At 60.6% G+C, this 5,410-nt stretch carries 5 protein-coding genes and 1 pseudogene; 5 read left to right on the forward strand and 1 reads right to left on the reverse strand.

Features of this window, described 5'->3' with window-relative positions; genetic code table 11:
• The coding region (locus BN5935_RS00020) for an energy transducer TonB (RefSeq protein WP_064974275.1) at positions 1 to 734 on the reverse strand (734 nt) is incomplete at its 3' end.
• 154 nt (positions 735 to 888) lie between these two features.
• Here BN5935_RS00020 and BN5935_RS00025 point away from each other — a divergent pair.
• From BN5935_RS00025 to BN5935_RS00045, 5 genes and pseudogenes are all read left to right on the forward strand, one after another.
• Positions 889 to 2,280, forward strand: a complete 1,392-nt coding sequence (locus tag BN5935_RS00025) for a bifunctional UDP-3-O-[3-hydroxymyristoyl] N-acetylglucosamine deacetylase/3-hydroxyacyl-ACP dehydratase (RefSeq protein WP_064974276.1) — start codon at positions 889 to 891, stop codon at positions 2,278 to 2,280.
• Between the two features lie 3 nt (positions 2,281 to 2,283).
• Positions 2,284 to 3,078 carry an acyl-ACP--UDP-N-acetylglucosamine O-acyltransferase gene (lpxA, locus tag BN5935_RS00030; RefSeq protein WP_064974277.1) on the forward strand — a complete coding sequence of 265 codons (795 nt, stop codon included), beginning with the start codon at positions 2,284 to 2,286 and terminating at the stop codon, positions 3,076 to 3,078.
• A 126-nt stretch (positions 3,079 to 3,204) separates the two neighbouring features.
• Positions 3,205 to 3,672 (forward strand): ribosome assembly cofactor RimP, encoded by a 468-nt coding sequence (gene rimP, locus BN5935_RS00035; protein ID WP_064974278.1) that lies wholly within the window; start codon positions 3,205 to 3,207, stop codon positions 3,670 to 3,672.
• Between the two features lie 30 nt (positions 3,673 to 3,702).
• Positions 3,703 to 4,932, forward strand: coding sequence for a transcription termination factor NusA (gene nusA, locus BN5935_RS00040; RefSeq protein WP_064974279.1), 1,230 nt, complete (start codon positions 3,703 to 3,705; stop codon positions 4,930 to 4,932).
• A 33-nt stretch (positions 4,933 to 4,965) separates the two neighbouring features.
• A pseudogene (locus BN5935_RS00045) lies at positions 4,966 to 5,410 on the forward strand (translation initiation factor IF-2); the annotation flags it as partial.

Genomic DNA, 5,410 nt, shown 5'->3' on the forward strand with positions numbered 1-5,410 from the left:
CGGCATGAGCGGACCGCCCTGGTCTCTTCGCCGCGGAGACTCGAGGAGGCGCCCCCGACGACGCGCGCCCCGACGACCTTGCCGGCACGGTCCACCGTGATCGAGACCTCCACATCGCCGCCGCCTTCGCACAGATAGGCCGGAACCTCCAGCCAACGCGACGTGCGAACGGGATTCGTCAACGAAAAGGAGACCGTCACGCGCCCCTTGACCTTGCGGTCCTGATGCTCCGAGCCGTCCTCCCTGCCGCGGCGTTCGCGGATCGCGCGCTCCTCGGCCAGCCCCTGCTCGTAAGCCTCGCGGTTGGCCTGCATCCGCGCCTCGGCCTCGGCGGCAGCCCGGTTCAGCTCGGCGGCGTTGGTTCCGCGGTCGTCCCGGAGCTTTTCATTGAGGGCATTCTCGTTCGACGCCTGATTGCGGATGCTCCGCCAGTCGATCTCCTCCTGCGCCTGACGCTCCCGCACCTCACGTTCGAGCCGGGCCTTCTCCTGTTCCAGTTCGGCCAGCGACTGCAGGTCGATGAACATTCCCTGCTGGTGGGAACGGGCCCCCACGACGATCTTCGACGAGACGAAGACGATCATCAGCAGCAGATAGGCGATCAGCGTGACGCACAGACCGATGCGGTGATCGTAGGCCCACGTCCCGGCATCCTCCCTGCGGTTGTCGAAGGGGAGTCGTAGGCGGGGCCGGCGGGGGGCCTGAGGTTTGCTGTCGCGCGGGTTCTCGGTCATTGCTGTCGTTCGGAATTTTGAGCAAAAGTAAGGCTTTTTACCGAAATTTTAATATCTTTATCCAAAATAAACTGCGGCCCGGCAATCCCGAATAAATTTGGTATTGCGCCCGACTTGTATTATCTTTGCGCGAAATATACAAGAAACTCCGCTTATGTCTACCAAACAACAAACGCTGAAGGCTCCGATTTCGTTCTCGGGAAAGGGCCTTCATTCGGGCGTGAAAGTAACCATGACCGTCAATCCCGCCGATCCCGGCACCGGCATCGTATTCCGCCGCACCGACATCGAGGGACAGCCCATAATCCCCGCCCTGTGCGACCATGTCGTGGACACCTCGCGCGGCACGACCATCGAAGCCGGCGGCCACCGCGTCTCGACCATCGAACACATCATGTCGGCGCTCTGGACGCTGGGCGTGGACAACGCCATCATAGACATCGACGCCCCCGAAACCCCGATCCTCGACGGGTCGGCCCGCGAATACGCCCGGGCCGTGGCCGAAACGGGACTGGTGGATCAGGACGCCGAGCGCACGTTCTACCATGTGACCGAGAAGATGGTCTACACGATCCCCGAGAAGGGCGTGGCCATCATCCTCTACCCCGACGACGAATTTTCGGTTTCGGTGCATGTGGACTACAACTCGAAGGTCATCGGCAACCAGTACGCCACGTTCAACCCCGGCGACGATTTCGCCGGCAAGATCGCACCCTGCCGCACGTTCGTCTTCCTGCACGAACTGGAGCCGCTGATGAAGATGAACCTCATCAAGGGCGGCGACCTCGACAACGCCATCGTGGTGGTCGAGAACCCCGTGCCCGACGACCAACTGGAGCACCTCAAGAAGATTTTCGACAAGCCCGACATCGAGATCAAGGCGGGTTACCTGAACAACCTCGAACTGCGCTGCAACAACGAGCTGGCGCGCCACAAGCTGCTCGACCTGCTGGGCGACTTCGCCCTGCTGGGCGTGCGGATCAAAGGCCGCGTTTGGGCCACCCGCCCGGGCCACTTCGCCAATACGGAGTTCATGAAGCAGCTCAAGCACGCCATCCGCAAGGCCGGCGAGAAGCCCCGCTTCACCTACGACTGCCGCAAACCGGCGCTGTACGACATCAACGACATCCGCCGCATGCTGCCCCACCGTCCGCCGTTCCTGCTGGTGGACCGCATCTTCCACCGCGACGCCACCGACGTGGCGGGTATCAAGAACGTGACGATGAACGAACCGTTCTTCGTGGGTCACTTCCCCGAGGAGCCGGTGATGCCGGGCGTGCTGATCGTCGAGGCCATGGCGCAGTGCAGCGGCATTCTGGTGCTGGGCGGCGTCGAGGACCCCGAGAACTACTCGACGTATTTCATGAAGATCGACGGCGTGAAATTCAAGCGCAAGGTCGTGCCGGGCGATACGCTGCAGTTCGAAATCCACCTGCTGGAACCCATCCGCCGCGGAGTCGCCGTGGTCGAGGGCAAGGCGTTCGTCGGCGAGACGCTCGCCTGCGAAGCCGTGATGATGGCGCAGGTAGTCAAAAACAAAAAGTAAGACATGATAAGCAACCTTGCCTACATCCACCCCGACGCGAAGATCGGGGCCAATGCCACGGTGGAACCGTTCGCCTATATCGCCGGCGACGTCGTAATCGGCGACGACTGCTGGATCGGCCCCGGGGCCGTCATCCACGACGGCGCGCGCATCGGCAACCGCTGCCGGGTCCACACCGCCGCATCGGTCTCGTGCCTGCCGCAGGACCTGAAATTCGCCGGTGAGATCACGACCTGCGAGATCGGCGACGACAACGACATCCGCGAGTATGTGACGATCAGCCGCGGCACCGCGTCGACGGGCACCACACGCATCGGTTCGAACAACCTGCTGATGGCCTACACGCACGTCGGGCACGACTGCATCATCGGCAGCAACTGCGTGATCGCCAACCGTGTATCGCTGGCGGGCGAGGTTCACGTCGGCGACTGGGTGGTGATCGGAGGCCATGCCGCCGTGCACCAGTGGACCCACATCGGGGCCCACGCGATGGTTCAGGGCGGGGCGCTGCTGGGGCAGGACCTTCCGCCCTACGTCATCGTGCGCAACGACACGCTGCGCTTCGCGGGCATCAACAAGATCGGGCTTTCGCGCCGCGGCTTCACGCCCGAGCGCATCGCCGAAATCCACGACGCCTGCCGCATCCTCTTCCAGAGCGGCCTGAACTACCTGAACGGCTGCGACGAGGTCGAGAAACAGGTTCCGCAGAGCCCCGAGCGCGACGCGCTGATCGAATTCATCCGCTCGTCGAAGCGCGGGATCATCAAGCCCTACGAATCCAAATCGAAAGAGGAGTAAATTTTGCCTTTAAATATTGGTATATCGATTTTTTTCACTATATTTGCGGTGTCGAAAGACAGACGCAGGAGGTAAGGGGACGGTCAGTCCCCTTATTTTATACTTATGCATGAGCAATTCAGCGATATGACGGATACAAAAAAAATAATCGAAACGGCCCGGCGGCATCTGGAAGGCACGGATTTGTTCGTGGTGGAGTGCACCGCAACGCCGGGCAACGACATCGAACTGACGATCGACAGCGACACGTCGGTGGGCATCGACGCCTGCGCGGAGCTGAGCCGCGCCGTGGAGGCGGAACTCGACCGGGAGGAGGAGGATTTTTCGCTGACGGTCATGTCGGCCGGCATCGGTTCTGAGCTGCGCAGCCTGCGTCAGTACCGCAAGCTCATCGGCCAATCGGTGGAGGTGCTGCTCACGAGCGGCATCAAGATTCTAGCCAAGCTGGACGCGGTGTCGGAGAACGACATCACCCTCTCCTACGAGGAGAAGCAGGCCGTCGAGGGCAAAAAGAAGAAGCAACTGGTGACGGTCACCCGCACCTACCCTTTCGCCGAGATCAAGTCGACGAAGGAGTGGCTGGATTTCAAATAGGACAAAACTAAAAAACAAGATAACGACACAATGGACAATCTCAATCTCATCAGCAACTTTGCCGAGTTCAAAGAGCTGAAGAACATCGACAAATCGACGATGATCGGCGTATTGGAGGACGTCTTCCGCCATGCGTTGCAGAAGCAGTATGAAACGGACGAGAATTTCGACGTCATCATCAACCCCGAGAAGGGAGACCTCGAGATCTGGCGCAACCGCACGGTCGTCGAGGACGGCGCTGTCGAGGACCCCAACACGCAGATCGCCGTGTCGGAGGTGAAGGCCATCGACCCGACCTACGAGATCGGCGACGACTATGCCGATGAGATCAAGCTGCAGTCGTTCGGCCGCCGCGCCGTGTTGTCGCTGCGCCAGAACCTCGCGTCGCGCATCCTCGATCTGGAGAAGGCCAGCCTCTACGAGAAATACTCGGAGAAGGTCGGCGAGATCGTCACGGGCGAGGTGTATCAGGTTTGGAAAAAAGAGGTGCTGATCCTCGACGACGAGGAGAACGAGCTGATTCTCCCCAAGGCCGAGCAGATACCCAACGACTTCTACCGCAAGGGCGACACCATCAAGGCGATCGTCAAGTCGGTGGAGATGAACAACAACCAGCCGCGCATCATCCTGTCGCGCACGGCCAACCAGTTCCTCGAGCGGCTGTTCGAGCAGGAGGTTCCCGAAATCTTCGACGGGCTCATCACCATCAAGAAGATCGTCCGCATCCCGGGCGAGCGCGCCAAGGTCGCCGTGGAGTCCTACGACGAACGCATCGACCCGGTGGGCGCCTGCGTCGGCATGAAGGGTTCGCGCATCTACTCGATCGTCAAGGAGCTGCGCAACGAGAATATCGACGTGGTGAACTACACCGCCAACCCGTCGCTGATGATCCAGCGCTCGCTCAACCCCGCCAAGGTCTCGTCGATCACCATCGACGAGGAGAAGATGACCGCTTCGGTCTACCTCAAGCCCGATCAGGTGTCGCTGGCCATCGGCAAGGGAGGTCTCAACATCCGCCTTTCGAAGATGCTCACCGGTTATGACATCGACGTCTACCGCGAGGTCGAGGAGGAGGACGTGGCGCTGACCGAATTCGCCGACGAGATCGACGGATGGATCATCGACGCCCTGAAAACCGCCGGCTGCGACACCGCCAAGAGCGTGCTGGAACTCTCCGTCGAGGAGGTCGCCGCCCGCGCCGACCTCGAGATGGAGCAGGCGCAGAAGGTCGTCGACATCCTGAAGGCCGAGTTCGAATAATCCAAACCGCAAAAAAAGAGAAACAGACAGAATATGGGTAACGAAAGAAAATTAAGGCTCATTCAGGTTGCAAAGGAGTTCAACGTCGGTCTGAACACGATCACGGACTTCCTGCAGAAGAAGGGCATCAAGAGCGACGGGTCGCCCAACACACTGGTCGACTCGGACACTTATGCCGTTCTGGAGAAGGAGTTCGGGGCCAACCGCAGCGCTGCCGGCGCACGCGACTCGATCCGTGAACGCATCTCCCTGAAGCAGACGACCATTACCCTCGAAGAAGCCAAAAAGCAGGAGCGCGAGGAAGAAAAAGAGGTTGTCATCAAAAGCAATGTCATCAGCGTAAAGGACGAGATCCAGCAGCCGAAGTTCCTCGGCAAGATCGATCTTTCGCCCAAACCCAAGGCCGCACCGGCCCCGCAGCCCAAGGCCGAGGAGACCCCGAAGGCTCCCGAAGCCCCGAAACCCGCCGCTCCGGCAC

The organism is Alistipes provencensis (genome assembly GCF_900083545.1).
GTDB lineage: Bacteria > Bacteroidota > Bacteroidia > Bacteroidales > Rikenellaceae > Alistipes > Alistipes provencensis.